A 24116-nucleotide genomic window follows, 5' to 3' on the forward strand; every position below is an offset into this window, starting at 1 on the left:
CGATCAGTGACATTCGGCTTGACTTCTATCGCTGACGAAGCGTTGGTCCCGTCACTGATTGTCGACAGGGAGACACGGTATGACGCTGATTATGATCGAAGAAGAAGGAGCGCGTGTCGTTCCCCGGGTGCCGCAGGGCGAGGCGCGGCGGGAGGCGGTGCTGCGGGATTTAATCGCCGCGCACCCTGCCATTCTGCCGGTCCATGACCTAGACCCGAGCTACGGCCGGCTAATTACCATCACCCGAGAGTTATCGATCCCAGGCGTCGGCTTTGTCGATGTGCTGCTGATGGACGAGCATGGCCGGCTGGTGGTGGTCGAGTGCAAGCTTTGGCGGAACCCACAGGCGCGGCGCGAGGTGGTGGGGCAGATCCTCGACTATGCCCGGGAACTCAGCCGCTTTGCCTATGAAGATCTGCAGCGGCAGGTGTCGATCGCCACTCGCCGCCAGGGCAATGTGCTCTTTACCCTCGCTCGGGAAGCGGGCGGGGATTTGGGCGAAGCTGAGTTTGTCGACCGGGTGACCCGCGATTTGGCTGCGGGCCGCTTCCTCCTGCTGGTGGTCGGCGACGGCATCGCCGAGGGCACCCGGCGCATTGGTGAGTATCTGCGCGATCAGCCCGGTCTCGCCTTCTCCTTCGGGCTCATCGAGATCGCCGAGTATCGCTGTGCTGATGGTCAAGGTCAGGAGCATGTGATCATGCAGCCCCGGGTGCTGGCGCAAACGGCAGTGATCGAACGGCATGTGATACGCAGCGAGGTGTCCGGCCTGGTGATCGATGCGGCCGACGTGTCCGAACCGAACCGGTCGAGAGATCCCTCCGTTTCACGGGCGCCTTCGGAAGCCAGCGATCGCTGGAACAGCTTTGTCGCCCGCTTCGTCTCCGACATCCGTTTCGATGATCCGGGGCAACCACCACCGCGCCGCGGCGGCAATGGCTGGATGCGCCTGCCCCTGCCTGAGGGTCTTTATGTCAACCTCTACCGCAGCGGCGGATCAGGCGGGACCATCGGCGCCCAGGTCCGCTTCCCCGGGGTGGATGGGGCGGCACTCTCCCAAAGTCTCGAAGCCGATCGGGATGCCATCACCGCCGAGTTCGCGGCCAATGGCCTGACCCTCGACTGGGCAGGCGGCGAGGTCCCCCTCCTGAGCGTGACCAGCCCGGCGCCAGCGCCCTGGGATGACAGCGCCGAAGAGGGTCAACGCGCCTGGCTGGGGCAAGCCGCCAACCAGTTCGTCAACAGCCTGCGGCCGCGGCTGCAGCGCCTGGGACAGGATCTTGCCGCATGAAGAGGATGAAGACAGGTATCATGCTGGCGATGCTGCTATCGGCTGGCGGCGCAATGGCGAAGGAGAGACCCGCGCCAGTCTATGGTCCCGCGCCTGAATGGCAGGCCTATCGTGAGCGTGGAGAGCGAGCGATCATCAGCCGGCTTATCGATCCGGACTCGGCCAGGATCAGTTGGCTGGGTGGCTATTATCAAGGTGAGTATAAGCCTTTTCTCGAGCCCCGGGTCTCGGGCTATGTCGCCTGCGGCCTCGTTAATGCGAAGAACCGCATGGGTGGTTACACCGGCGACCGCGCCTTTGTCGTCGTCATCGACAATGATTTGCTCCGCTATGTCGAGATCGACAATAAAGAGAATGGCCTGGTTGCCGCGCAGTGCATGGCGGCCATGCAGAAGGGCTTGCTGCCGCCAGTCCCCGCCGCGATTGCCACCGCCAATCCGGTCTCGCCCACGGGCTTGACCCTCAAGGCCATGCCCGAAGGGGCTTATGTAAGCGCAGTCGCGCCGGGCTCGGTGGCGCACAAGGCCGGGCTCCGTCCCGGCATGGTGATCGAGACCATCAACGCGATTGCGCTCCAGAATATGGGCGAGGCCATGATCAAGGTCATCGACGCGGCGGGCGGCAACGCCAGCTTGGGCCTGGTCGGCGGCAAGATCATCAAAATGGGGGAACAGCCGTGATACGCACCATCATGGGCGGGGCCATGTTCGCGGCCGCCGCTTTTCTGACATCTGCAGCAGCGCAGGCCAAGGAGGACTATGTCTATGGTCCCCAGCCGGACTGGGCAGACTATAAGGCGATGGGTGAGGCAGCGCTCCGCGCGCAGCTGCCCAACCCCGCAAGCTGGAAGGTCGAATGGCCCTATGGCTATGTTCAGGGGAAGTGGAAGCATAAGGGCAGCCACCAGAGCTATATGACCTGCGGTCTGCTCCGCACCGACACGCCCACTGACGGTCGCGCGGTAATCCAGTTTCTGACCGTCATCGACCATGGTCAGGTGCAGATCGCGGACATTGGGCAGAAAGATCCCAAGACGGTCGTCAACTATTGGTGCGGGCTCATGATCAGCAAGGCTGTTCTGACACCGGCGAGCGAAAGAGAAACCGCCGAGCTGCCAATCGCCAAGCTGGGCCTGACCATCCGCCCGATGCCGGAGGGCGCCTATGTCGTGAGCGCCGCCGACAGCATGCCGGCACGCGCCGCGGGGATCCGCTCGGGCATGGTGCTCACACGTGCAAACGGCATATCTTTGGCGGGCATGGGCTCCGCTATGGGCAAGCTGCTGGCGGGCGATGCGCCCTTGTGGACCTTTGAGACTGCCACAGGCGAGAGCATCGAAGTGCGGCGGACCCCATGAGCAAGGCGTATGTGCTGGACTGGTATAATGGCTGGAGTCCCGAGCAGCGACTGGCAACGCTGCCGATGCAGCGTGCCGCGCTGAAAGCCGGCGCGCTGCTTGCGCCCACATGCTGCTCGGTCTGCGGCTTTGACCCGCGCGAGCAGCCCGGCACGCCCAATCGGGTATGGCTGCACAATGAGGATTATGGCGATCCGCTTGCCACCTATGCGATATGCCGCCGCTGTCATTGGGCGCTGCATGAGCGGTTTGATGATCCGGCATCCTGGCTCGCCATCGTGGCGCGCCATGGCGCGGGCGACCAATGGTTCGAGCGGCTCAGCATGGATCCAGCGTCTAAGCGCCGGCCCTATATCGAGACCTATCCTGAAGGACTGCCCCTTCCTCGTTAATCCGCTGAAGCAGCGAAAAAGCTCCGTAAATCTGCACTTTCCATTCGACTTCGCTGCCGAACGGAGCGAACGCTGTGTCAGGACGACGCGGCCGAGAGACAAGCCGCTGCCCCGGGAGGCTCAAGCCACGGGGCTTTGGGTGGTGGGAGCGGCAATGCCGCCGCTCTGTAAACCGGAGACCACCCCATGAACAGCCTTGTCCGCCTGACCGACATCCAGCTCGTCCTCCTCGCCACCGCCGCGCAGCGCGACAATGGCAGCCTTCTGCCGCCACCCGAGACGCTCGGCGAAGGACCCGCGCGCATCCGCAAGGCGGTGGAGTCGTTGATCCGCCGCGGGCTTGCGGAAGAGGTGGCTATCCGCTCTTCGGCCGACGCCTGGCGCAAGGAGGGACGCAAGTCGATCGGGGTCGTCATCACCGACGCGGGCCGCGCCGCCATCGCGGTCGAGCCGGAGGAACAGGAGACGGCCGACGAAGCCGTAAGCCAGACGGCTCAGGCCACCGACGCAACGCCCGTGACCAGCCCATCGGATCCTCAACCCTCCCCAGCGGAAGAGGAACCCTCCGCCCCGGCAACCGGCACCAAGACAGCCCTGGTGATCGACCTGCTGCGCCGGGACAGCGGCGCCACGCTCGATGAACTGGCCGGCGCCACCAGCTGGTTGCCGCATACCACGCGCGCGGCGCTGACTGGGCTGCGCAAGCGTGGTTATGCGATCGAGAAGCGCCAGCGCGGCGAGGTCAGCTGCTATCATCTCGAGGCCCAAGCCTGATGGGGAAGCTCGAAGCCCAGATTGCTGCGCTGGCGGCGATGAAGCCAAGCGAGATCAAGGCTGAGTGGCAGCGGGTGCATGGGGGCTCGCCCCCGCGCGTCTCCACCGGCCTCCTTGCCCGGGCGCTGGCGCATGATCTTCAATGCGCAGCGCAGGGCGGGCTAGCCGAGCGGGTCCGCTTGCGCCTTGCGGGGGAGCGGCCGGTGCGGTCGGCCGCTCCCCCTGCCCTCGCGCCCGGCACCCAGCTGGTGCGCGAGTGGGGCGGGACCAGCCATCATGTGCTGGTCGAGGAGAAGGGGCGCTGCAGCTATAAGGGCAAGAGCTTCGCCTCGCTCTCCGCGGTGGCGCGGCATATCACCGGCGCGCACTGGTCTGGGCCCCGCTTCTTCGGGGTGCGCCCATGACCCAGAAGAAGCGGCTGCGCTGCGCGATCTACACCCGCAAATCGACGGAGGAAGGGCTGGATCAGGCGTTCAACAGCCTCGACGCCCAGCGCGAAGCCTGCGCTGCCTTTATCCAGAGCCAGAAGATCGAAGGCTGGTCGCTGGTCTCCACCCTCTATGATGATGGCGGCTTCTCCGGTGGCAGCATGGAGCGTCCCGCCCTCGCCCGGCTGCTCACTGACGTGCGGGAAGGGCGTGTCGATGTGGTGGTGGTCTATAAGGTCGACCGGCTCACCCGCAGCCTCAATGACTTTGCCCGCATCGTCGATGTGTTCGATGCGGCGGGCGCGTCGTTTGTGTCGGTCACCCAGCAGTTCAACACCACCAGCAGCATGGGACGGCTGACCCTCAATGTGCTTTTGAGCTTTGCCCAGTTCGAGCGGGAGGTGATCGCTGAGCGGGTGCGTGACAAGATCGCCCAGTCCAAGGCCAAGGGCATGTGGATGGGCGGCTCGGTGCCCATCGGCTATGACGTTATCGACAAGAAGCTGGTGCCCAATGCTGAGGAAGCGAAGACCGTCGAGCACATCTACCGGCGCTATCTGGCGCTGCCATCGGTCAAGGCGTTGATGGAGGAGCTCAAGGCCGCGGGCATCGTCAACAAGCGGCGGGCGGAGGACAAAGGCGGGCAGCCCTTTGTCCGGGGGCCGCTCTATCATGTTCTCTCCAACCCCATCTATATCGGCAAGGTACCGCATCGCGGGCAGCTGCATGATGGGCAGCATGACGCCATCATCGATCAGGTGCTGTGGGAGGCGGTGCAGGCAAAGCGGCAGGCGGGGATCGGCAACAAACGCGAACGCGGTAATGGGCAGCATGGCAGTCTCTTGACCGGCATGATCCGGGACCATGCCGATCGGCCCATGTCTCCGAGCCATGCGGTGAAGCAGCAGCGGCGCTACCGCTATTATGTCTCCAGCATGGCGGCGTCCGCAGATGATGCATCGGCCAAGACCCCTGCGTTTCGGTTGCCCGCCCCAGAGCTCGAACAAGCGGTGCTTGATGCGGTCATCGGCCTCCTGGCTGATCAGCGCATGATCATGGCCCTGCCGCAGGTTGATGCGCGGGCGCTGGTCCGTCGCAGCAACGCGGCGCAGGCGCTTAGCTCAAAAATGGCACCGGCAGGCAAGGCCGAGCTCCGCGCCCAGCTAAAATCGCTCGGCCTCGCCATTGTCGTGCATCAGGACCGAATCGAAGCATCGATCAGCCAGCGCCTGCTTGTTGCGCTGCTGGATGGCACTGCCCCTGCAGCTGAAGATGATGGGGTGCGCATGTCGCTAGCCATCGCTACCAAGCCGGATCGGCGTGGACACAATCTCAAGCTCGTTTTGCGTTCGGAAAAGGAGCGCCCGGCGAAGATCGATCCGGATCTCATCGCGCTGCTGCAAAAAGCTGAGGCTACCCGGCAGCAGCTCTTTGCTGTGAATGCAGAAGCAAAGGTTGATCGCGAGAGCGAGCGCATCGCCCGCCTCTCGTTCCTGGCGCCGGACATCATCGCCGCGATTCTTGAAGGCCGCCAGCCGCCATCGCTAACATCCCGGCGCCTGTTCAAATATGCCAGCATCCCGCTTGACTGGAAGAGCCAGCGCATAGCGCTCGGCTTTTAGCCGCTCCTAAAAAACTGTGGGACACTCAAAAGGGCCTCGTGAGACGCGGGGCCTTTTTTGTGGTTCCTGCCAAGGAATCCGCGTCTCTGTGTCCCGGGGTTTTCAACTGTAGGCCTGACAGCGCGCGGAACCGCGCCATTCTGAGCCCACGCCCGAGACCGGCAGAGAAGTACCTCGTCATGTCGGAATGTGTGGCTGGGGCGGCAGGATTCGAACCTGCGCATGGCGGTACCAAAAACCGCTGCCTTACCGCTTGGCTACGCCCCAGCATGTGCCCGGCGCCGCCGGTGCGGATCGGCATATAGCGTCTGTTGCGCGAAAGGAAAGCCTAGTCATTACCGTCTCGCTTCGCCAATATGGCGGCAGTGAAACCCGCTTTCTGGATGACCGGAATGAGTGCAAACAGTTCGCCCGCGACCGCGTCGGGATCGTCATCGCAGATTGCGCCTGCTTCGCCGCTATTCCTGCGTGAGGATGAGATTCGGCGCGGAATCGAGATGTTGTATTTCGGCTACTCGGCGCTCACCCGGTCCATCGACGAGAGCTTGGCCGCGCAAGGGCTCGGCCGGGCGCATCACCGCGCGCTTTATTTCATCTCGCGTCAGCCCGATCTGACCGTCAAGGATCTGCTGCGGCTCCTCGCCATCACCAAACAATCGCTTGGCCGCGTTCTCAATGACCTTATCGAGCGCGGCTATATCGAAACGCGGCAGGGAGCGAACGACCGCAGGCAAAAGCTGCTGCGCCTCAGCCCATCCGGCACAGCGCTTGAAGCGGATCTGTTCCGCGCGCTGCGTGAGAAAATGGCGGCTGCCTATGCCCAGGCCGGTCAGGGATCGGTCACCGGTTTCTGGCGGGTCTTGGAAGGATTGATCCCGGACGCCGACCGCTCGATGGTCTTCGGCCTGCGCAGCCGTTAAGTGCTGACGCAACCATATGCGCCCCATGACGGTTAAGCGGAAGCGTTTGACCGTCAAAGAGGGATCATCATGAAAAATGCGTTTCTGGCTGCTGCCATGGTCATGGCCGGCACGACCCTGTCCGCATGTTCGGATAAGGCGGCCGACAGCCTGGAAAATGCGGGCTCCGCGATCGGCAATGATGTCAGCGGCGCAGTCGATGAAGCCGCAGACAAGATCGACAATGGCCTTGATGATGCTGGCCGCGCGATCGATGAGGGCGCGAACAGGTTCGGCGCCGCGAGCGACAATGCGGCGCGTGACGCCCGGCGCGAAGTGGGCGAAGCGAAGGACGATGTCGGCTCCGCCATGGAGCGCACCGGGAACGACCTAAGGAAAGACTGACGCATAGCTCCGCCGACCGGGCTGGCTGCCCGGCGGCGGCTACACAAAGAAGGCCGCGTTCAGCTAGACGCTATCAGGAAAACGCCGCCCGCCTGACCATCGGCCGAATGCAGCGGCGCGGCGTTGACCCACACCGTCTTGTCGGGGGCCGAACTGCCCAACAAGGACGCCGCCAGACTGAAGGGCTTTCCTGAGGTCAGCAACCCTTCGATCGCGTCGCCGACAGCGCCTCTGTGCGAAGCATCAAACAAGCTCGCGAACCGCACGCCGATGATCCTGCTTTCGTCAGAATGGAGGAGTCTGCACAGCCCGGCAGAGATTTGGGTCACCACGCCGCGAATATTGAATGTACCCCGCGCTAGACCTGGCGCATTATCGATCAGACTTTCATAAGCGGCCGAACGTGCCCCCTTTTCGCGCAACGCTACTTTATCGACGATTTCGTCGGCAAGCAGTACGAAGCCGGAAATCAGGGGCAGTATTCGTACACTGTAAACCATCGAAGGCTGATCGGGAGGACTGATCTCAAATACTTCGGGAACGCCAGTGTCACGAACTCTTTCCAGAGCACGCATGCTGAAATTGTGGACGGTCCCCTCCAGGATTTGCGATAGCGGAAGGGTCCTGGCATCCTCCTCGCTCACCTCTATTCGTCTGCGCGCAGCCAGATTGATGCGCAGCAGCTTCAAATCCTTGTCGAACAGAATGGCCTGAGTCGAGATCAGGTCGATCAGCACGTCCAGTTTCGCTGCCAGCCTATTATCGTCATGAACCTGCACATGGCCGCCGCTCAACCGACGAAACATTTCGGTGGAAATCAGGGACAGGCCGATATTGCCGTGGTTCATGATGTGAACAGGCTCATTCTGCGCGCGGCGGGCATGAGCAGCGAAATGTCGGACCAGGTCAGTGGCTGTCACGATCTGGCCAGACGGAAAATCCTCCACTGACGTCGCTCCTTCCCTGCTTCATTGCGACCTTATGCAATTTACGTTCAACCGCCTCGGATCGAACGAAACGATATCGTAACGATAAGGCTTCTCCTCTCTCAAATCTAGCCCTTGGACGTGAAAAACATATTAAAAAATGGCGGAATTCCGCGGCTTGCGCCTTTGTCGGGCCGACAGGCGAAAATATGTAATTTTAGTAAAATCTTCCCCTGCCAGCGTTGTGGAGCCCTTAGGATCATAGGCTGCATTCTTCTGATCAGATGGGAATGCCGTCCCCTTCATCGGTCCCCGGCCGACGATGAGAGGCGCATTCTCAAACAGGGGAAGAGCTATGAACTCCAATGGATCGACAGCGGGTCCCGTCAACGCGCGACGGGCCCGCGACGTCCGCCACCGGCATGCACTTGCCCTTGCCGCCCTTGCGGCCTGCGCCGGACAAAGCGTGACCGCCCATGCCAATGTCGTGAGCGCCTGCTCGGGGGTCAGCCTGCCGCAGTCGGTCCTGACGGACACTATCGGCGATGTCATCACACCGGTACTCGCCCCGGTGGAATCGATTTTGGGGACGCTGACATTCGGGACCGTCGATCTGGGCATCAGCACGGCGCTCTCCAACGCGGCATCGGGCGCGCCGATCAACTTGAGCGTGCTCGACATCAACGGCAACAGCATCGATTTGACGAGCGATCCGGTCTGCGAGACGCGCGCCGACAGCTTCAGCCTGACCACGCCGAAAGGCATTTCCTTTGGCGGCAACAAGATCACCGGCCTCGGCACATCCGGCCTGACCGCGAGCGCGGGCGAGCTGAACGCCATAGCCATCGGCGATCTCGCAAACACGTCAGTGGGCGCTTATGGCGCCATCGCTATCGGGTCGGGAGCCTCGGCCACCGATGCAGGCAGCGTGGCGCTGGGCGCGGGATCGAGCGCCAACGGTTCGACCCTCAGCCTTCCCGCCTATCTTGTCGGCGGCACGGCCACCGCAGAGGTCAATATCGGCGGACGTCGCATCACCGGCCTGGCCGCTGGGGCCAATCCGACCGACGCCGTCAACGTGGCTCAGTTGCAGGCCGTCAATGACGCACTCGGCGCACTGTCGGGCAATGCCGTGCAATATGACGACAACACGCGCGCCGTGGTTACCCTACAGGGCGCTTCCGGAACGCGTCTGACCAATGTCAGCGCAGGGGCGCTCAATGCCTTCAGCACTGATGCGGTCAACGGCTCCCAGCTACAGGCCACAAATGATCAGGTCGCTCAGAACAGCGCGGCCATCGCCCAGCTTTCCTATGACTTTGCCGTGCTGAACGATCTGGCTGTCAAATATCAGGATTCCACCAAATCCACCGTGGTGCTGGGGGGCGTCAGCGGCACCCAGATCACCAATGTGGCAGCGGGCAGCGCCAGCACGGATGCGGCCAATATATCCCAACTGGGCGGCTCCTCCAGCTCAGGCGGCGGCGCTCAAGACGCCCTCCCCTACGATCCTGCTGCCCAGGCCTATAATGCAGTCAGAAACGGCATCGACCAGCGCATCACCGGCGTCGCGCCCGGTCAACTCAGCGCCAGCTCGACCGAGGCGGTCAATGGCGCGCAGCTTTACGCCACCAATGTGCAGCTCGCCTACAACATGACCGCCATGACCGATCTGGAAGAAGGCCGGGCCGGCTTTCTACAGGTGAACAACAACTCCGCCTATGCCAGGCCTGTCGCGAGCGGCACGGACAGCATGGCCGCCGGGGCAGGTGCCATCTCATCCGGCGCGAACAGCGTGGCGATCGGCACCCAGGCGCAGGCACAGGCGAGTTCCAGCGTCGCGCTGGGCTATGCTTCGGTCGCCGATCGGCCCAACACAATATCGGTCGGCAGCGTTGGAGCGGAACGGCAGATAACGCATGTGGCGGACGGCATCGCCCCAACCGATGCGGTCAACCTGCGTCAGCTTCAAGGCGGGATGGGGCAGGCCGTCAGTCTAGCAAATGACTATACCGATCTACGCTTCAGTCAGCTCAAAGCCGGACTGCGCGATCTGCGCCGGGATGCGGAAGGCGGCACCGCAGCCTCGATGGCAATGGCGGGCATCCCGCAATTCTCCGAAGCGGGAAGCAGCATGTTGGGCTTTGGCATGAGCAGCTGGCAGGGCGAGCATGCGGTCGCGATGGGGCTTTCCAAGGTTTCCGATAATGGCAGGCTGATCATCAAGGCGTCAGCCGCCTATAACAGCCGCAATCAGGGAGGCGCCAATGCTGGCTTCGGCATCGCCTTTTAATCGTCGCGCCGCCCCTGCCGCTGCCGTCATCGCCCTCTCGATGATGACCGCTTCGGTTGCGACGGCGGCTGATCCGGTCTTCCTGCCGGAAATCGCGCCCGTATCCGCCTTTCCCGATGCCCGCCACGCCACCCGCAGGGAAGGGATGTTCGTCCCGGCCGCTACGTTGCGGCTGCTCGTCCCCGACATGACCAAGCGCCAGGTCTATGCTCTGGTCGGCGCACCGCATTTCCATGAAGGCTTCTTCGGCGAACGTCAGTGGGATTATATCCTCAATTTCTACACCGGGGCGGGAACCGCCTATCGGATATGTCGCCTGCAACTGCGGTGGGACCGCCGGCTGCGCCTGCAAAATGTGGCGTGGAACAGCGAAGAATGCCGTTCCGCCGTCTATCTGGTTGAGGAAAAGGAGGAGGCCGCCGCCTCGCCCGCCGAGCCAGCCCCTCAGATGCCGCCACTGTCGGTCTATTTCGAATTCGACAGAGCGGATCTTAGCGAAGCCGCCCGGCAGGATCTGGCAACGCTGGCTGCTGCGATCGCGGCTTCCGGCCGCTCCCTGTCCGTGGTGGGATTTACCGACAGCGCTGGCCCGGATGCACATAATGACCGGTTGAGCTTGATGAGAGCTGATGCGGTCGCCGCGCAACTTATGTCGCTCGGCATCCCCGCCGCCCGCCTTCAGATATCGGGGGCTGGTGAAAGGTCGCCCGCGCGCGACCGTGGCGACGCCGCTGAACCGTTGAACAGACGAGCCACTATATCTGTGATAAATTCGTGAAATCCGATACTCTCATAACCGATTATAAACTAATCTAGATTAATGATATAAATAGGATATAACTATAGTGAGACTTTCCAATGCGTCGTGCAATGAAGTTCTCAATTCCCCTACTGGCCGCCATACTGGTTCCTCAGGCGGCTTTAGCAACGAACGCAACAACTACAATGGGTATATCAGCCACTGTATTGAGCGCGTGCGTTGTAACCGCCAACAGCCTGGCCTTCGGTAATTATAATCCGACCTCCGCCACCGCCACCGACGCGACGGCGACCTTCGATGTCCTCTGCACCGCCGGAACCAGTTACAGCGTCGGCCTGAACGCCGGTACGAAAGCCGGTGCGACTGTTACGACGCGGCAAATGAGCAGCGGCGCGAATGCCCTGAGCTATTCGCTCTACAGCGATTCCGGACGCAACACGAATTGGGGCAATACGCCCGGAACGGACACACCCTCGCCAACCACGGCAGGGGTGCTGCCTTCGACCTTCACCGTCTATGGCCGCATTCCCGCGCAGCAGAATGTGCAGGCGGGAAGCTACACCGACACGGTGACCATAACGGTTAGCTACTGACGGACCCATGATCATGGCAAATGAGAGGATGTGGCTGCGCGCCATCATGGGTGCGGCGATCGTAGGATCGTGCATGTGGGCACTGACCCTGACGGCGACGGCCGCCACCCTGCGCCTCGCGCCGGTCCGGATAGAGGTCGCCCCGAACAAGCAATTCTGTTCGCTGTCCGTGTCCAACGACGGCAAGGAACCGGCTATCGTTCAGATACGCGGCTATGGCTGGACGAAGGACAAGGACGGCAACGACCTGCTGGATCACGCAAGCGGCCCGGCCGTCAATCCGTCCATCGTCAACATTCCAGCTGGAGAAGCCCGGCTGATCCGCTGCAGCCTGCCTAACCGCGCTGGCCCGGTCGAGGAAAGCTACCGCCTCATCATCGATGAGCTGCCCGGCGCCAATCCCGCACCCGGCACCGTCAAGACGCTGCTGCGGATCAGCATCCCGCTGTTCCGCGCGCCAGCCGGAGCCGCCCCGGCCCCTGCCTGGTCAATGGAAAAGGCTGGCGATGGCGTAACATGGCTGGTCGTCGCCAACCGCGGCAACCGTCATGCGCAGGTATCTGCGCTCATCCTCCACCCTCATGGCCCGCAAGCAACGCCCGTTCGCGTGGCGCAAGCTTTCTACCTTCTCGCCGGGGGCCAGGCCAAGCTGCTGTTGCCCTCTCCGCCCCCGTCCGGCATCGCGGCTGTGGAACTGGAAACGACACAGGGCCGCCTGTCAGCTTCTCCCCCATCGGCCGGCACAGGCGCCGACTGAGGATCGCGTGCCATGGCTGGCCGGGCATGGACGCGTAAGGACGCCTTCGAGCCACCTGTCCGGCTCATCCTGCTTGCATTTTCCCTTTGCTTGTCAGGGCCGGCAAGTGCCGTGGAGACACCGGACCTCTCTTCACTGCCCTCCGTGGAAACCGGCATGGCGGCGGGCTGGCGCTTGTCCGTCCAGACGCCCTTGCCGGTAAACGTCGTCATTAACGGAGAAGCAGCGGATGAGCCCTGCCTGGTCACCGTCCGCGAAGGGCGTCTCTTCGTCGCATCCGCCGCGCCGCACGCATGGGGCCTGCGCCTACCCGGCGGGGTGGCCGCCATTTCCATCGGTGGAGAGGATTTCATGCCGCTCGACGGCGTAACCGGACTGTCCGCCCGCCTGGACGGCAGCGGCGCGATGCTGCTGATCGACGCCGATCCCAGGCTGTTCCCCGAAGTTCATCTGGGCCGCACGCGGCGTAGCCTGCCCATAGGAAAAGCCGTCCCCGCCCAGTTCATCGGCTACGATGTTTCCTTGGCGGAATGGGATGGGGATCTGTCCGCATCCGCGTTCATCGATGCGGGCCTTTCGGGCAATTGGGGCGTACTCGGCACCACCGCGACCCTGCAAAGCGAGGGGCGAGGCTTCACCCGGCTGGACAGCAATTTTCAGCGCGACTTTCCCGATCAGCGGCTGCGGCTCGTCCTGGGCGACACGCTGACGCGGGGCGGCGACTGGAGCCGACCGGTCCGCTTCGGCGGTATCCGGATCGGCACGGATTTCTCCTTGACGCCCGACGACATCACCTACCCCCTCCCTGTCCTTCGAGGCTCAGCCGCCATGCCGTCCACAGTGGAGCTGCTCGCAACGAGCAGCCTGCAGAGGTTGGACGTCCAACCCGGTAATTTCTCGATCGATTATCAGCCGGTCTTCACCGGCACGGGCGAAGTCACGATGACGATCCGCGATGCGGGCGGCAATGTGCGCAACGTGACGCGCAGCTTCTACACCAGCCCCAAGCTGCTGCGCGAAGGATTGGACGATTTCTCGCTGGAAGCCGGTTTCCTGCGTCAGGATTTCGGCTGGCGAAGCTTTTCCTATGGCGCGCCCTTCGCCGCTGCATCCTGGCGTCATGGACTGACCCGCACGCTGACCATTTCCGGCCGTGCGGAGGCAAGCCGCGACAGCCAGGCGGCCGGGCTGGGCGTCGGTCTGATCATAGCACCCCTCGGGGAATTCAGCTTGGCCGCAGCGGCTTCCCATAGCCAATGGGGCAACGGCATATTCTGGCGCGGGCAGTTTCAACGGATCACGCCCCTTTATGCGATCACTGCCAGCTATCAGGAAGAAAGCGCCCGTTTCATGCAGATCGGTGAGCCCCGTCCTTCCTTGGGCAAGCGGAGCGAGCTGACCGTCGCGGGCAGCGTCACGCTGGGCAAAGCCGGCAATGTAAGCGCCAGCCATGTCGAAAATGACGAGGGCGGAAACCAGAGGTTCGCAACCAGTTCCCTCTCCTACGCAGCCAGCCTGGGACCGGCCTATCTGGCAGTCGGCGCGCGACGGACCCGCTATTCGGCGACGCGTGATGACGGCCTGTTCGGCTCCGTCACCCTCCCCTTCGGCCGACGCGCCAATATGGCGGTCTTCGCGGAACGCAGCCGGACCGCAGCGACGCTCAGCCAGTCGCCGCCCTTCGATCGGGGGCTCGGCTATCGCTTCCTGGTGGCGCGCGATCACGACAATGACATGACCATGGTGGAAGGCGGCGTCGCTTGGCGGCATGCGGCAGGAGAACTGGAGCTGTCAGCCGCGCGCAACGGGGCCTCCACCAGCATGCGTGTGCAGGCCCGCGGCGCTTTGCTGATGGCGGGCGGCGAAATCTTGGCGGCCCCGCGCCTCGACTATGCCTTCGCCCTGGTGGATGTGCTGAGCGATGCGGAAGCAGCCCTGACGTTCGAAAATCGCCCGGTCGCGCGTCGCGCAGGCAATGGCAAGCGGGCGATCATCACCGGCCTTCAGCCCTATGCCGCAAACCGCATCGGCGTGGATCTGGACGCCCTACCGATCGATACCCTGGTCACCTCGCCAGAGCAGCTTGCCGTGCCGGGATATCGCCAGGCCGTCAGGATCAGCTTCGGCAGCGCGTCCGTGCGCCCAGCTACATTGCAGCTCGTTGACGGCACCGGAACGCCACTCCCCATGGGGCTCGCCGTATCGGGCGCGGATGGATCGCCGGGCGTCACCGGGCAAGATGGCGAGATTTACCTTCCCGACGCGCATCCCGGCCAGCAGATCAGTGTGCGGGGGACAGAGACAGCATGCCAGGCCATCGTTCCGTCACTGCCTGAAGGGGTCGGCCTCCCCCGCCTTGGCCCGGTGCCCTGCGTCACATTGTAGGAGGAATGAGCGGAGATGACCTTGAAAGCCTGCCTTGCCTCCATTGTCGCCACCCTTGCCCTGTCCTCTCCGGCCGCCGCCTGCACATTATGCAGTTGCTCGGCGTCGGCCAGCGGCGTCAGCTTCGGAAGCTACGACCCCAGCGGCAGCAGCCCCACGGACGCATCGGGCACGGTGACGCTCAGTTGCACAGGCGTCGTATCGCTCTTGGGCACGATAGACATTGCGGCCAGTCCGGGCACATCCGGCGACCTGACCGCGCGCCAAATGGCGCAAGGCGCCAATCGCCTTAACTATAATCTCTATACCGACAGCAGCCGCACCAGCATTTTGGGGACAGGCGCGAACGGCACCGGCACCATATCCGCGCCGCTCAACGGCCTGCTCGTCTTCAACCAGTCTGTCACGGTGTACGGCCGCCTACCTGCACGCCAATGGGTGAAATCTGGCGCTTATGCCGACAGCGTCGTCGTAACGATAACCTATTGAACATGGATTGGCCGACCCCATTCAATTGCGCCTGTGGATGACCCGGTCGGCGAAGCGGCTGATCGCATCCTTCTTCACTGAAAGCTGGCTGATGTCGGCGCCCGCCTCGACATAGCTTTCCATTTCCCAGGGTGTCGGCATCCATGGAATGACGACCATGTCGCCCACCCCATGTTCCGCCAGCCGCGCCTCCGCACTTACGGACAGCGGCTCGACGAGCGAGACGACCGGCGAAAAGCCGGATTGCGGCAGGCCCATTTCCGATCGCAGCGTCTGCAACCGACTGACGATCGCGATCGTGTCATCGACTGTCGCGGGCAGGCCCAGCCACCCGTCATTCGCTGCCGCACGGCGCAGCGCTGGCGCGGCCTTTCCGCCTACCCAGACGGGCACCGGCTCAGGCGGCAAAGGACGCAGCAGCACGGAATCGAACTGAAAGAATTCGCCCTCATGGCTCACCGTCTCGCCTGCCCACAGCCTGCGGCAGATCGTCAATATCTCGTCCAGCCGCCGCCCCCGGCTCGCAAAGTCCACGCCCGCCGCGTCATATTCCTCCTTCAGCCATCCGGCCGACACGCCGCATATGACGCGGCCCGATGTATAGGCTGAAGCCGTGGCGACCATGCGCGCGACCGTGAAGGGATCACGCAAGGCCGCCAGATAGATGTTGGTCGCCAGCCGCAGCGTGCGCGTCTCCGCGCCCAGCAATGTCAGCGTGATCCACGGGTCGGGCCAGGGCGCATCGATCGGCCAGAAGAATTCGCCTGACTCGGTGTACGGATAGGGCGTCTCGATCTTGGTCGGCATGATCAGATGGTCGGCATAGGTCACCCCATGAAAGCCGCAGCTTTCCGCATGCTGCGCCAGTGCGATCATCTGATCGAGTTCGGGCACCACCATCATCGACAGCCAGAAGCGCATGTTCCTCTCCCTTATCATGTCAGCTGCTTATGGCATGGCTCCCGGCAAAAGTCTCAAGCGCCGGCAGTCAATTGACCGGGACGGGACTCATCGGCTTGATCTCCCTGATCACGACCAGCGTTTTGAAGGTGCGGATTTTCTCATTCGCAGCGAACAGCCGCTGCGCCAGATTATCATAGCCTTCCATGTCCCGCGCGATGATGCGCAGCGCGAAATCGTGGTCACCCGTGACGTTCCACGCTTCGAGTATTTCCGGCTCGTGACGGAACAACTCCATCATCTCGTTGAGCGTATGGGCATTCTCCCGCTCCAGCGAAACGAGAACGATCATGGACAATGGCCAGCCCAAGGTCTTGGGCCTGACGACCGCGATCTCCCGCTCGATCACGCCGCTTTCCCGCAACCTGCGGATGCGGCGATAGCAGGCAGGCGGAGACAGGCCGACAGCCTCCGCCATTACCGAGACAGGCTGCTGCGCATCCACCTGCATCAGATCGACCAATTTGCGGTCGAACGAGTCGAGAGAATCAATGTTCATCATGGAAACTTAGGCGATAAACTTTATCGAGAAAGCGCGAAAATGGAGCGCACTTATCATCTCGCCTTTGCTAACCGTCCGGCGTTCCTCACCAATATCGAGTGTTGCATGTCCAGTCTCGCTGCGCAGGGGTCTCCTGCTGCTCGCGTCGATTTTGTTGCTATCGGCGCGCTGTCTCTTTCGCTGCTGTCGGTCACCTGCGGCGCAACGCTGGCCAAGCGTTTGTTTCCGCTCGTCGGACCGGAAGGGGCCACGGCGCTGCGCCTCATCGTCGGGGCCGTCGTCCTGTCCGCCATCTTCCGCCCATGGCGGATGGACTGGAAGGCTGGCTGGCGGCCACTGCTCGCTTATGGCGCAGTGCTCGGGATCATGAACCTGACCTTCTACAAGGCGCTGGCCTATATCCCCCTGGGCCTTGCTATCGCCATAGAATTTACCGGCCCGCTTGCCGTCGCCTTGCTCACCTCCCGGCGCAGGCTCGACTTCCTGTGGATTGGCCTTGCGGTCCTTGGCCTCGCCAGCCTACTGCCGGTCTGGGGAACGGGCTCTCAACTTGACTGGCGCGGGATCGCGCTCGCGCTTGCGGCGGGCGTGTGCTGGGCCGCTTATATTCTCATCGGCAAACAGGCTGGCCGCATCCATGGGCCCGCTGCTTCGGCCGGCGGGATGATCGTCGCCGCATTGCTCGCAGCGCCAGTGGGTCTCGTCCATGCCGGCTCCGCCCTGCTCAGTTCAGATGCTCTGCTGCTCGGCATAGGGGTGGGGATCGTATCCAGCGCCATTCCCTATTCGCTGGAGATGGTGGCGCTACCCCGCTTGCCATCGAACACATTCAGCATCCTGATGAGCGCTGAGCCAGCCGTGGGCGCGGTGATGGCCCTGCTGCTGCTGGGCGAAGTCCTGACGCTTTCCCAATGGTTCGCGATAGGCCTTGTCATCTGCGCATCGGTCGGCACCGCCCTCACCTCCCGATCTGGCGAAATGAGGATGGAGCAGCCCTGACCAGCGCCCTTCCGTTCAGTCGGCGGACAGCAGGAAGGCGGCGCACATCTTGCCAAGGTCTTGCTTCAGCTCTTCCCAGTCGCCTTCCCAAGAGGCGCCGGTGGCCGAACCGAAGCCGAGATAGCGGGCAATGGCGGCGTAAATAACGCGATAGGCCGAATGAACCGCCCGCTCCGGATCGGGCTGGCGGATCTCGCCCCGATGGGTGAGCAACGCGCTTTCCACGCGCCCCGCCACCTCCGCATAGCTTTTCTTGCCAGCGGCAGCGACAATCGGGTCGCTGGTCGCGCGCAGCATCATGGGTCGCATCAATTCGGCATGACGCCGCAGCGCCTCTGCGGTCCCTTCCACCAGCAGCTTTACCAGTTGCCGCAGATTCTCTGCGCCCGCCTCCGCCTCGTCAATGACCTTCAGCTGTTCGGCATTGACCGCCTCCAGCACACGGGCCTGCACGGCGCGGATCAGGTCATCCTTGCTGTCGAATCGGCAATAGATGGAGCCGATCGACACCTTGCCCCGCTTGCCGACCTCCTGAAGGGTGAAGTCGTCATTTCCCCGCTCCTTCAGCAATGCCTCCGCAGCGGCGATCATCCGCTCGAAAGAAGCCTGGCTGCGTTGCTGCCGGGGCGCGCGGCGCGGCGTGGTCTGCATGGTCGAAGCTGTATCGGTCACGGCCATTCCAGTTTCAGCGTGGCGCCCTTCTGTCAAGGAAAAGGCACCGCACTCCATATGAGCGCGGTGCCTTGTTTCTCATCAGAAACGGAAGCTCAGTCGTCCGCCATAGGTGCGTGGCGGCTGGAATTGGTAGGTGTTTACGCCGGACACGAAGTTGCGCGCGGCGTTGGCATAGACCCGCTCGTCGGTGAAATTGCGGATGAACGCCTGCACCTCCAGCGGACCGCCCACCTCCGGCACCCAGGTCAGGGACAGGTTGCCGGTCGCATAGCTGTCCTGCCGCGTGTCGGGATCGTTGAAGACGCTGTAATAATAGGCCGAGCTATACTTGCCGTCGATCCGGGGCCGCAGCGTGCCCGCGCCGATGGGGATCGTATATTCCAGCCCCGCCGTCACCGACAGACGCGGCGCATTGGGCAGGCGGTTGCCGCTGATGTCACGGTCAACGCCCGCGCCGTCCGCAACCTGCGGCAGGTCATCATCGAAATTCGCGTGCAGATAGGTGCCGTTCACATCCAGCCGCAGCCCACCCAGCAGAGCGATCACCTGCGCTTCTGCGCCATAGATCTTGGCGCTGCCGATGTTGAAAACGCCCTGGCCGCCGTCGATCACGGCGCTCGTCTGCGACGCCTGGTAACCGCTATATTTCTGATAGAAGACCGCAGCATTGAACTGCAGCTTGTTCCCGAAGAACCGGTTCTTGGTGCCCAGTTCGAATGCGTCCAGATTTTCCGGACCATAATCGACCGAAGGCGCGCTGCCGTTCGAGTTGAAGCCGCCCGACTTGTAGCCGGTGTCATATTTTGCATAGATCATGTTCTGCGGCGTGGGCGTCCAGTCAATCCCGAAATGGTAGGTGGGCTTGTGCTGGCTGATCGAACCATTGCCCGGCGTCACGACCAGGATCGGCGGCAGGAAACCACCAGAAGCGACCTGAAGATTGAGAACGGCGTTGCCTTCGCGATCCTTCTTGTCCCACGTGTAACGCATGCCGGCGCTCAGCTTGATCGCGTCGCCGAACTTGTAAGCCGCCTGCCCGAATACGGCATCGGACTGCGTCTTCACCTTATAATCGAACTTGATGAGATATTGGTTCGCGAACGGTCCCGACCGCTCGATCAACCCGCTGTCGATCGTATTCTTCTCATCGAAGTGGAAATAGCCGCCCTGGAAGGTGAAGGGCTGATCCTGCGGCGTCGCGATCCGGACTTCATGGTTCCAGGTTTCAGGGCTCTCGCTCTGCATGAACTGGGCCTGCTGCGTCCCGCCCAGATTGGATGCGTCCAGCGCGTGCCGCCACTTCTGGTTGTCGTAACCGCCCGCATAGGTCAGCGTCAGGCCCATCGGCAGCGCGTCATAGCTGAACTCCCAGCGGACGCGGTCGCCATTGATGCGCGTGAAGGTCGGCTGATAGTTGGGAAAGCGCTTTTCATCGGGGATGTTGGGCATTTGTCCCAGCGGCGACTGCGCCGCGACGTCGCCCACGGCATCGATGTCGTCATGCTGGTAGCTGATGAGGCCGCTGAACCCTTCGAACGGCTGAAACGCGATCTGTGCGCGGCCTGACAAGGTCTTCTCATCATCGCCCTCGCGGTTGATGACGGTCAGCGTGCGATAGCCGTCATGGCGGCGGCTGATGCCCGAAAAGCGCATCTGCACCTTGTCGTTAAGCGGCACGTTCGCGCCCGCTTCGACATTGATCGTGTCGTAATTGCCGATCTCGATCGACCCGTATCCGCCCAGCTCCTGCGTCGGCTTCTGGGTGATGATGCTGATCAGGCCACCCGTTGAGTTGCGCCCGAACAGCGTGCCCTGCGGCCCTTTAAGCACCTCGACGCGCGCCAGGTCATACATCGACGTGCCGATGCTGAAGCTTCGATTGGTGAAAAACCCGTCGCGGGCGATCGGCACCGATGGATCGCCGATTTCGGTGACGTCTGTCGAAGCAATGCCGCGCACCGCGACATAGGCGGAGCCCGTGCTGCTGGTCACATTGACGCTGGGATCGATGGTCTGGAGCGTCTGGACGCTCGACACGCCCGCCGCCGCCAGGTCAGCCCCGCTATAAACGGTTAGCGCCGTCGCCGTCTTCTGCGCGCTGCTCGCCACGCGGTTGGCGGTGACGACAATTTCGCCCAGTTCATTCTGCGGCCCGGCGGCCGCCTGGGCAGAGCCGTCCTGCGGCGCAGCTTCCGTCTGCGCACTGGCCATCTGCGCAGAGCAGGCCAGCGCGATGGACGCGCTCGACAGGAATAGCGTGGAAATCGCGGTACGCATCAGTTCCTCCCCAAAATCCTTAGCGCCCCGATTTTTCGGGGGCCGGTCAGTGTGCCGGGCGGTGTGCAGTTCTCACCCGGCCCCCTATTGCTATTGCCGCTTTTGATAAAAATCAATATTCAAATTCTAGTTTTGCCATTCCAACAACGGAGAGCAGCGTCGGAAAGGATGGTAAGCACATGAAAAAGCCCCATTCATTTTATGCGGCCGGCGCTCTTTTCGCGCCCTTCCCGCCTTCAGCTCCGGCCGGAAATGACACTCTGCGCAAGGAATTTTAGCCGCCGCCAGCCGCCTCCCAGCTCAGGTCTGGGGGCATTGGATGGACGGAAATATCGAATCGGCAGGCGGGTAAGCCGATTTTGAATCGGCGGCGCGCTCAGGCGTAGGCGGCGTGCATCAATGGACACCTGCACCCGGGATCGACTTCCTAAGCCGACGCCCGGGCGGGCGGTAATCGGTTCGCGCCGAATATGGGCAAGGGCCGCACGGACGCGGTCTGAGACATGGTGGCGCGGTGGACGCACCGCCGAGCCCGTCGGCCTCATGCCGCCCCATTTGTCTGATGCGCGACAAAGACGATTGACCTCCGCGCCGAACGATTTATAAGAACCATAATTCTAATATTAATGGATGGAGGGGACCGCATGTTCAAGCGCGGCGTCAGCCTTTACAGTTTTCAGGAAGAACTCTTCCTCGGCCAGATGACGGTGGAGGATGTGGTCGCCTACGCCACATCGATCGGCGCGAACGGGATAGAGATATTGCCCGAACAGAATATGCCGGGCTTCCCGAACATCGACGACGCAACCGTCGATTCCTGGCTTGCGATGATGGACCGGCATGGGGCCACCCTCACCTGCTACGACATGTTCCTCGACACCAAGCGGCGGAAAGACCGGCTGATGACCGATGACGAGCAGGTCGAATCCATCCTGCGCGACCTGAATCTCTGCCATCGCCTCGGCATCCGGAACATGCGCGTGCTGGTGTTCGTGCGGCCCGATATCCTCGAACGCTGCGTCCCTTATGCGGAAAAATACGACATCCATATGGGCGTGGAGGTCCACGCGCCCTGGCATCTCGAACATGCCTGGATCCTGCGCACGATCGAAGTGGCCGACCGCCTCGGCACGAAACATCTCGGCATCCTGCCCGACATGGGCATCTTCATGAAACATTATCCGCCTGAATTTCGCGACCGCTTCCTGCGGCAGGGCGCGACGCCGGAAATCGCCCAGTTCATCATCGACCAGCATGAACAGAAGATCATGGCCGAATATACGATCTACGAAGTCGCGGTGAAGATGGGCGGCAACAAGGCGGACATCGCCATGGCCGAAACGCTGCGCCACGCTCCCTATTCCAACCCGAAGCGCATCCGCGACTTCATCCCCTATTTCCGCCACATCCAGGCGAAATTCTACGGCATGGCGGACGACTGCACCGATCCCAGCATCGCTTATGACGAAGTGATCCCTGAACTGATAGCAGGCGGATGGGATGGCTATCTGTCCTCTGAATATGAAGGGAACCGCTGGGTGCAGGACGCAGGTCCGGTCGATAGCCGCGAGCAGGTTCGCCGCCAGCACATCATGTTCCAGAACCTCGCTGCCAGGGGCTGAAAGGAAGAACCATGTTCGACAAATATCTCATCATGGAAAACAGTCTCCGTCCGACGGAAACCGGCTTCGCCTTCGACGCGCGGCTTGGCTATTATCGCGGCATCGGGCTTTCGATGATCGAGGATCTGGCAGTCACGCTCGACGGCGAGCTGCAGCCGCGCGAGGCGGTCTTCTTCGAACAAAATGGGAAGAGCTGGAGCCTCGATGCGATGGAGGAGGCCTATGACGAACGCTGGGAATTCGGCTCCATCGCCACCATCCGCGTCGAACGGGCGGGCGGGCTGACCAGCGGCGAACACAGCCTGGGCCTCAAGGAAAAACTGCGCATTTCCTACCTGCCCTTCCCGCTCTTCGCCGAGGACAGCAAGCAGATCACCGTCGTCTAAATCCCGTCATCCCAGCGCAGGCTGGGATCTCGTTAGGCGGAGACGAACCTGGTTGATGAGATCCCAGCCCATGCCGGGATGACGAACTGAAATTTTGACTCATTCACTATATCAATTTACCAGAATCATAATTCTGGTTTGAATAAGGAGGGGGCCGATGCGCTTTTCCGTTTTCTTGAATGCCCGCACGACCGCCGCCGAGCAGGACCGGCAGTTGATCCTTGACCTCATCGATCACAGCGAGAAAGCAGAGGCGCTGGGTTTCGACGCGCTGTTCCTGCCGGACCATCATTTCACCGGCTATATGCCGGTGGCGTCCGACCCGATGATGTTCGCTGCTTACCTCGCCGCGAAGCTGAAGCGGATGCACTTCGGCTTTTCCGTGACCTCCGTGCCGCTTCATCACCCGGTGCGCTTTGTCGAGCGCATCAATATTCTCGACCAGTTGACCGATGGCAAGCTGCTGGTCGGCATCGGATCGGGCACCACGCCTGAAGAAATGATCGGCTTTGGCGTCAACTACAAGGAAGCTTCGGCCGTATCCGACGCCAACCTTGAGATCGCCGAACAGCTGTGGGCCAAGACGCTGGAGTCCCCGCCAGTCAAGATCGACAACGGTCCGTTCAAGGGCGAAGTGCTGCAGCGCATTGCGCCCGCCCCTTATACGGCCGGTCATGCCAGGCTGATGCCGGTGGCGATGAAGGAAGCCTCCATGCGCCGCGCTGCTGAAAATGGCTGGCCCGCCTTCATCCCCGCCTTCACCCCGCCGCACATCGGCGGCAGGGAGCCGCTCACCCATGTCACGAAATATTTCACCGCCTATCGCGACGCCCTGCTGGCCGCGGGTCATTCAGACGAAGTGGTGGCCGACGCGCTTGGCTGGACCACCCACACCTATCAGTGCGTGCATATCGCCGAAACCGACGAACAGGCTCGCGAGGAACTGGAAGTGATCCTCACCGCCTATCAGCAGGCTGTGGACCGCGAGAAATATTATGCCGATCAGGCGGAGCGCAACGCCGCCAACCAGAAGACCGATGAAACGCCGCTGGCGCTGACGGAGGACTGGATCGGCACCTGGTGCCTCCATGGCTCGCCCGAAACGGTGATCGAACATTTAAAGCCCTATCAGCAACTTGGCATCGGCAATATCCTTTGCGGCACCACCACCGGCCCCCTGACGCAGCAGCGGCTCGACTGGGGCAACCGCACGCTGGAACTGCTGGCGAGCAAGGTAATGCCCGCCCTGCACGACTGCGTCGCATAAGCAACAACTCCAGACCGCTGAAAACGCTGTTTTCTCGCTATTTCCTTCATGAATTAG

24 protein-coding genes and 1 tRNA gene are annotated in these 24116 nt (G+C 62.4%); 19 read left to right on the top strand and 6 right to left on the bottom strand.

Translation table 11 applies throughout. The annotated features are described in order from the left end of the window. Positions 1-79 precede the first annotated feature (79 nt). The 7 genes from ACZ5Y5_RS15840 (at position 80) to ACZ5Y5_RS15870 (ending at position 5864) form a co-directional block, all read left to right on the top strand. Positions 80-1291 carry a hypothetical protein gene (locus ACZ5Y5_RS15840; RefSeq protein ID WP_464811453.1) on the top strand — a complete coding sequence of 404 codons (1212 nt, stop codon included), beginning with the start codon at positions 80-82 and terminating at the stop codon, positions 1289-1291. Continuing rightward, positions 1288-1971: a PDZ domain-containing protein gene (locus ACZ5Y5_RS15845; RefSeq protein WP_464811454.1), complete on the top strand. Its 684-nt coding sequence runs from the start codon at positions 1288-1290 to the stop codon at positions 1969-1971. Before ACZ5Y5_RS15840 ends, ACZ5Y5_RS15845 begins: the two co-directional genes overlap by 4 nt. Next, positions 1968-2648 carry a hypothetical protein gene (locus tag ACZ5Y5_RS15850; protein ID WP_464811455.1) on the top strand — a complete coding sequence of 227 codons (681 nt, stop codon included), beginning with the start codon at positions 1968-1970 and terminating at the stop codon, positions 2646-2648. Before ACZ5Y5_RS15845 ends, ACZ5Y5_RS15850 begins: the two co-directional genes overlap by 4 nt. Beyond that, positions 2645-3040 (top strand): hypothetical protein, encoded by a 396-nt coding sequence (locus ACZ5Y5_RS15855; RefSeq protein ID WP_464811456.1) that lies wholly within the window; start codon positions 2645-2647, stop codon positions 3038-3040. The genes ACZ5Y5_RS15850 and ACZ5Y5_RS15855 overlap by 4 nt, the downstream gene beginning before the upstream one ends. A 186-nt stretch (positions 3041-3226) precedes the next feature. Beyond that, entirely contained in the window at positions 3227-3814 is a 588-nt protein-coding gene (locus ACZ5Y5_RS15860) for a DUF3489 domain-containing protein (RefSeq protein WP_464811457.1), read from the top strand. Beyond that, positions 3814-4218: a DUF2924 domain-containing protein gene (locus tag ACZ5Y5_RS15865; protein ID WP_464811458.1), complete on the top strand. Its 405-nt coding sequence runs from the start codon at positions 3814-3816 to the stop codon at positions 4216-4218. Before ACZ5Y5_RS15860 ends, ACZ5Y5_RS15865 begins: the two co-directional genes overlap by 1 nt. After that, positions 4215-5864, top strand: a complete 1650-nt coding sequence (locus ACZ5Y5_RS15870) for a recombinase family protein (RefSeq protein ID WP_464811459.1) — start codon at positions 4215-4217, stop codon at positions 5862-5864. The genes ACZ5Y5_RS15865 and ACZ5Y5_RS15870 overlap by 4 nt, the downstream gene beginning before the upstream one ends. Positions 5865-6056: 192 nt before the next feature. Here the strand turns inward: ACZ5Y5_RS15870 and ACZ5Y5_RS15875 are convergent. Further along, positions 6057-6131: transfer RNA gene (locus tag ACZ5Y5_RS15875), tRNA-Gln, on the bottom strand. Between the two features lie 125 nt (positions 6132-6256). On the opposite strand from ACZ5Y5_RS15875, the gene ACZ5Y5_RS15880 reads away from it, so the two are divergent. Beyond that, a complete protein-coding gene (locus ACZ5Y5_RS15880; RefSeq protein ID WP_464811632.1) occupies positions 6257-6784 on the top strand; it encodes a MarR family winged helix-turn-helix transcriptional regulator in 528 nt (175 codons plus the stop codon). 69 nt (positions 6785-6853) lie between these two features. Next, complete coding sequence (locus ACZ5Y5_RS15885; RefSeq protein ID WP_464811460.1) at positions 6854-7168, top strand: hypothetical protein; 315 nt, start codon at positions 6854-6856, stop codon at positions 7166-7168. A 59-nt stretch (positions 7169-7227) separates the two neighbouring features. Here the strand turns inward: ACZ5Y5_RS15885 and ACZ5Y5_RS15890 are convergent, their stop codons facing one another. After that, positions 7228-8088: a PAS domain-containing protein gene (locus tag ACZ5Y5_RS15890; protein ID WP_464811461.1), complete on the bottom strand. Its 861-nt coding sequence runs from the start codon at positions 8086-8088 to the stop codon at positions 7228-7230. 361 nt (positions 8089-8449) lie between these two features. On the opposite strand from ACZ5Y5_RS15890, the gene ACZ5Y5_RS15895 reads away from it, so the two are divergent. The 6 genes from ACZ5Y5_RS15895 (at position 8450) to ACZ5Y5_RS15920 (ending at position 15371) form a co-directional block, all read left to right on the top strand. Further along, positions 8450-10387 carry a YadA family autotransporter adhesin gene (locus ACZ5Y5_RS15895; protein ID WP_464811462.1) on the top strand — a complete coding sequence of 646 codons (1938 nt, stop codon included), beginning with the start codon at positions 8450-8452 and terminating at the stop codon, positions 10385-10387. After that, positions 10362-11165: an OmpA family protein gene (locus ACZ5Y5_RS15900; protein WP_464811463.1), complete on the top strand. Its 804-nt coding sequence runs from the start codon at positions 10362-10364 to the stop codon at positions 11163-11165. Before ACZ5Y5_RS15895 ends, ACZ5Y5_RS15900 begins: the two co-directional genes overlap by 26 nt. Before the next feature lie 167 nt (positions 11166-11332). Then, positions 11333-11740 carry a Csu type fimbrial protein gene (locus ACZ5Y5_RS15905; RefSeq protein WP_464811464.1) on the top strand — a complete coding sequence of 136 codons (408 nt, stop codon included), beginning with the start codon at positions 11333-11335 and terminating at the stop codon, positions 11738-11740. A 13-nt stretch (positions 11741-11753) separates the two neighbouring features. Then, a complete protein-coding gene (locus ACZ5Y5_RS15910; protein WP_464811465.1) occupies positions 11754-12497 on the top strand; it encodes a fimbrial biogenesis chaperone in 744 nt (247 codons plus the stop codon). Between the two features lie 12 nt (positions 12498-12509). Continuing rightward, entirely contained in the window at positions 12510-14882 is a 2373-nt protein-coding gene (locus ACZ5Y5_RS15915; RefSeq protein WP_464811466.1) for a fimbria/pilus outer membrane usher protein, read from the top strand. Positions 14883-14897: 15 nt separating this feature from the next. Then, positions 14898-15371: a Csu type fimbrial protein gene (locus ACZ5Y5_RS15920; RefSeq protein ID WP_464811467.1), complete on the top strand. Its 474-nt coding sequence runs from the start codon at positions 14898-14900 to the stop codon at positions 15369-15371. Positions 15372-15392: 21 nt separating this feature from the next. On the opposite strand, the gene ACZ5Y5_RS15925 is transcribed toward ACZ5Y5_RS15920, so the two are convergent. Both ACZ5Y5_RS15925 and ACZ5Y5_RS15930 read right to left on the bottom strand, forming a co-directional pair. Next, positions 15393-16292 carry a TIGR03619 family F420-dependent LLM class oxidoreductase gene (locus ACZ5Y5_RS15925; RefSeq protein WP_464811468.1) on the bottom strand — a complete coding sequence of 300 codons (900 nt, stop codon included), beginning with the start codon at positions 16290-16292 and terminating at the stop codon, positions 15393-15395. A 67-nt stretch (positions 16293-16359) separates the two neighbouring features. Then, positions 16360-16830: an Lrp/AsnC family transcriptional regulator gene (locus ACZ5Y5_RS15930; protein WP_464811469.1), complete on the bottom strand. Its 471-nt coding sequence runs from the start codon at positions 16828-16830 to the stop codon at positions 16360-16362. Positions 16831-16938: 108 nt separating this feature from the next. Here ACZ5Y5_RS15930 and ACZ5Y5_RS15935 point away from each other — a divergent pair, with 108 nt between their 5' ends. Continuing rightward, the gene (locus tag ACZ5Y5_RS15935) at positions 16939-17832 is read left to right on the top strand and encodes an EamA family transporter (protein WP_464811633.1); all 894 of its coding nucleotides are present in this window, start codon (positions 16939-16941) and stop codon (positions 17830-17832) included. Between the two features lie 15 nt (positions 17833-17847). Here ACZ5Y5_RS15935 and ACZ5Y5_RS15940 read toward each other — a convergent pair whose 3' ends face one another. Further along, on the bottom strand, positions 17848-18504 hold the full coding sequence (locus ACZ5Y5_RS15940; protein ID WP_464811470.1) for a TetR/AcrR family transcriptional regulator: 657 nt from the start codon (positions 18502-18504) through the stop codon (positions 17848-17850). Between the two features lie 81 nt (positions 18505-18585). After that, positions 18586-20784 carry a TonB-dependent receptor gene (locus ACZ5Y5_RS15945; RefSeq protein WP_464811471.1) on the bottom strand — a complete coding sequence of 733 codons (2199 nt, stop codon included), beginning with the start codon at positions 20782-20784 and terminating at the stop codon, positions 18586-18588. A 644-nt stretch (positions 20785-21428) separates the two neighbouring features. Between ACZ5Y5_RS15945 and ACZ5Y5_RS15950 the strand changes: the two genes are divergently transcribed. The 3 genes from ACZ5Y5_RS15950 (at position 21429) to ACZ5Y5_RS15960 (ending at position 24059) form a co-directional block, all read left to right on the top strand. Beyond that, on the top strand, positions 21429-22406 hold the full coding sequence (locus ACZ5Y5_RS15950) for a sugar phosphate isomerase/epimerase family protein (RefSeq protein ID WP_464811472.1): 978 nt from the start codon (positions 21429-21431) through the stop codon (positions 22404-22406). A gap of 11 nt (positions 22407-22417) precedes the next feature. After that, positions 22418-22792: a C-glycoside deglycosidase beta subunit domain-containing protein gene (locus ACZ5Y5_RS15955; RefSeq protein ID WP_464811473.1), complete on the top strand. Its 375-nt coding sequence runs from the start codon at positions 22418-22420 to the stop codon at positions 22790-22792. Positions 22793-22949: 157 nt separating this feature from the next. Beyond that, the gene (locus tag ACZ5Y5_RS15960) at positions 22950-24059 is read left to right on the top strand and encodes an LLM class flavin-dependent oxidoreductase (protein WP_464811474.1); all 1110 of its coding nucleotides are present in this window, start codon (positions 22950-22952) and stop codon (positions 24057-24059) included. The last annotated feature ends 57 nt before the right edge of the window (positions 24060-24116 follow it).

It is taken from the genome of Sphingobium sp. TomTYG65, from assembly GCF_055395525.1.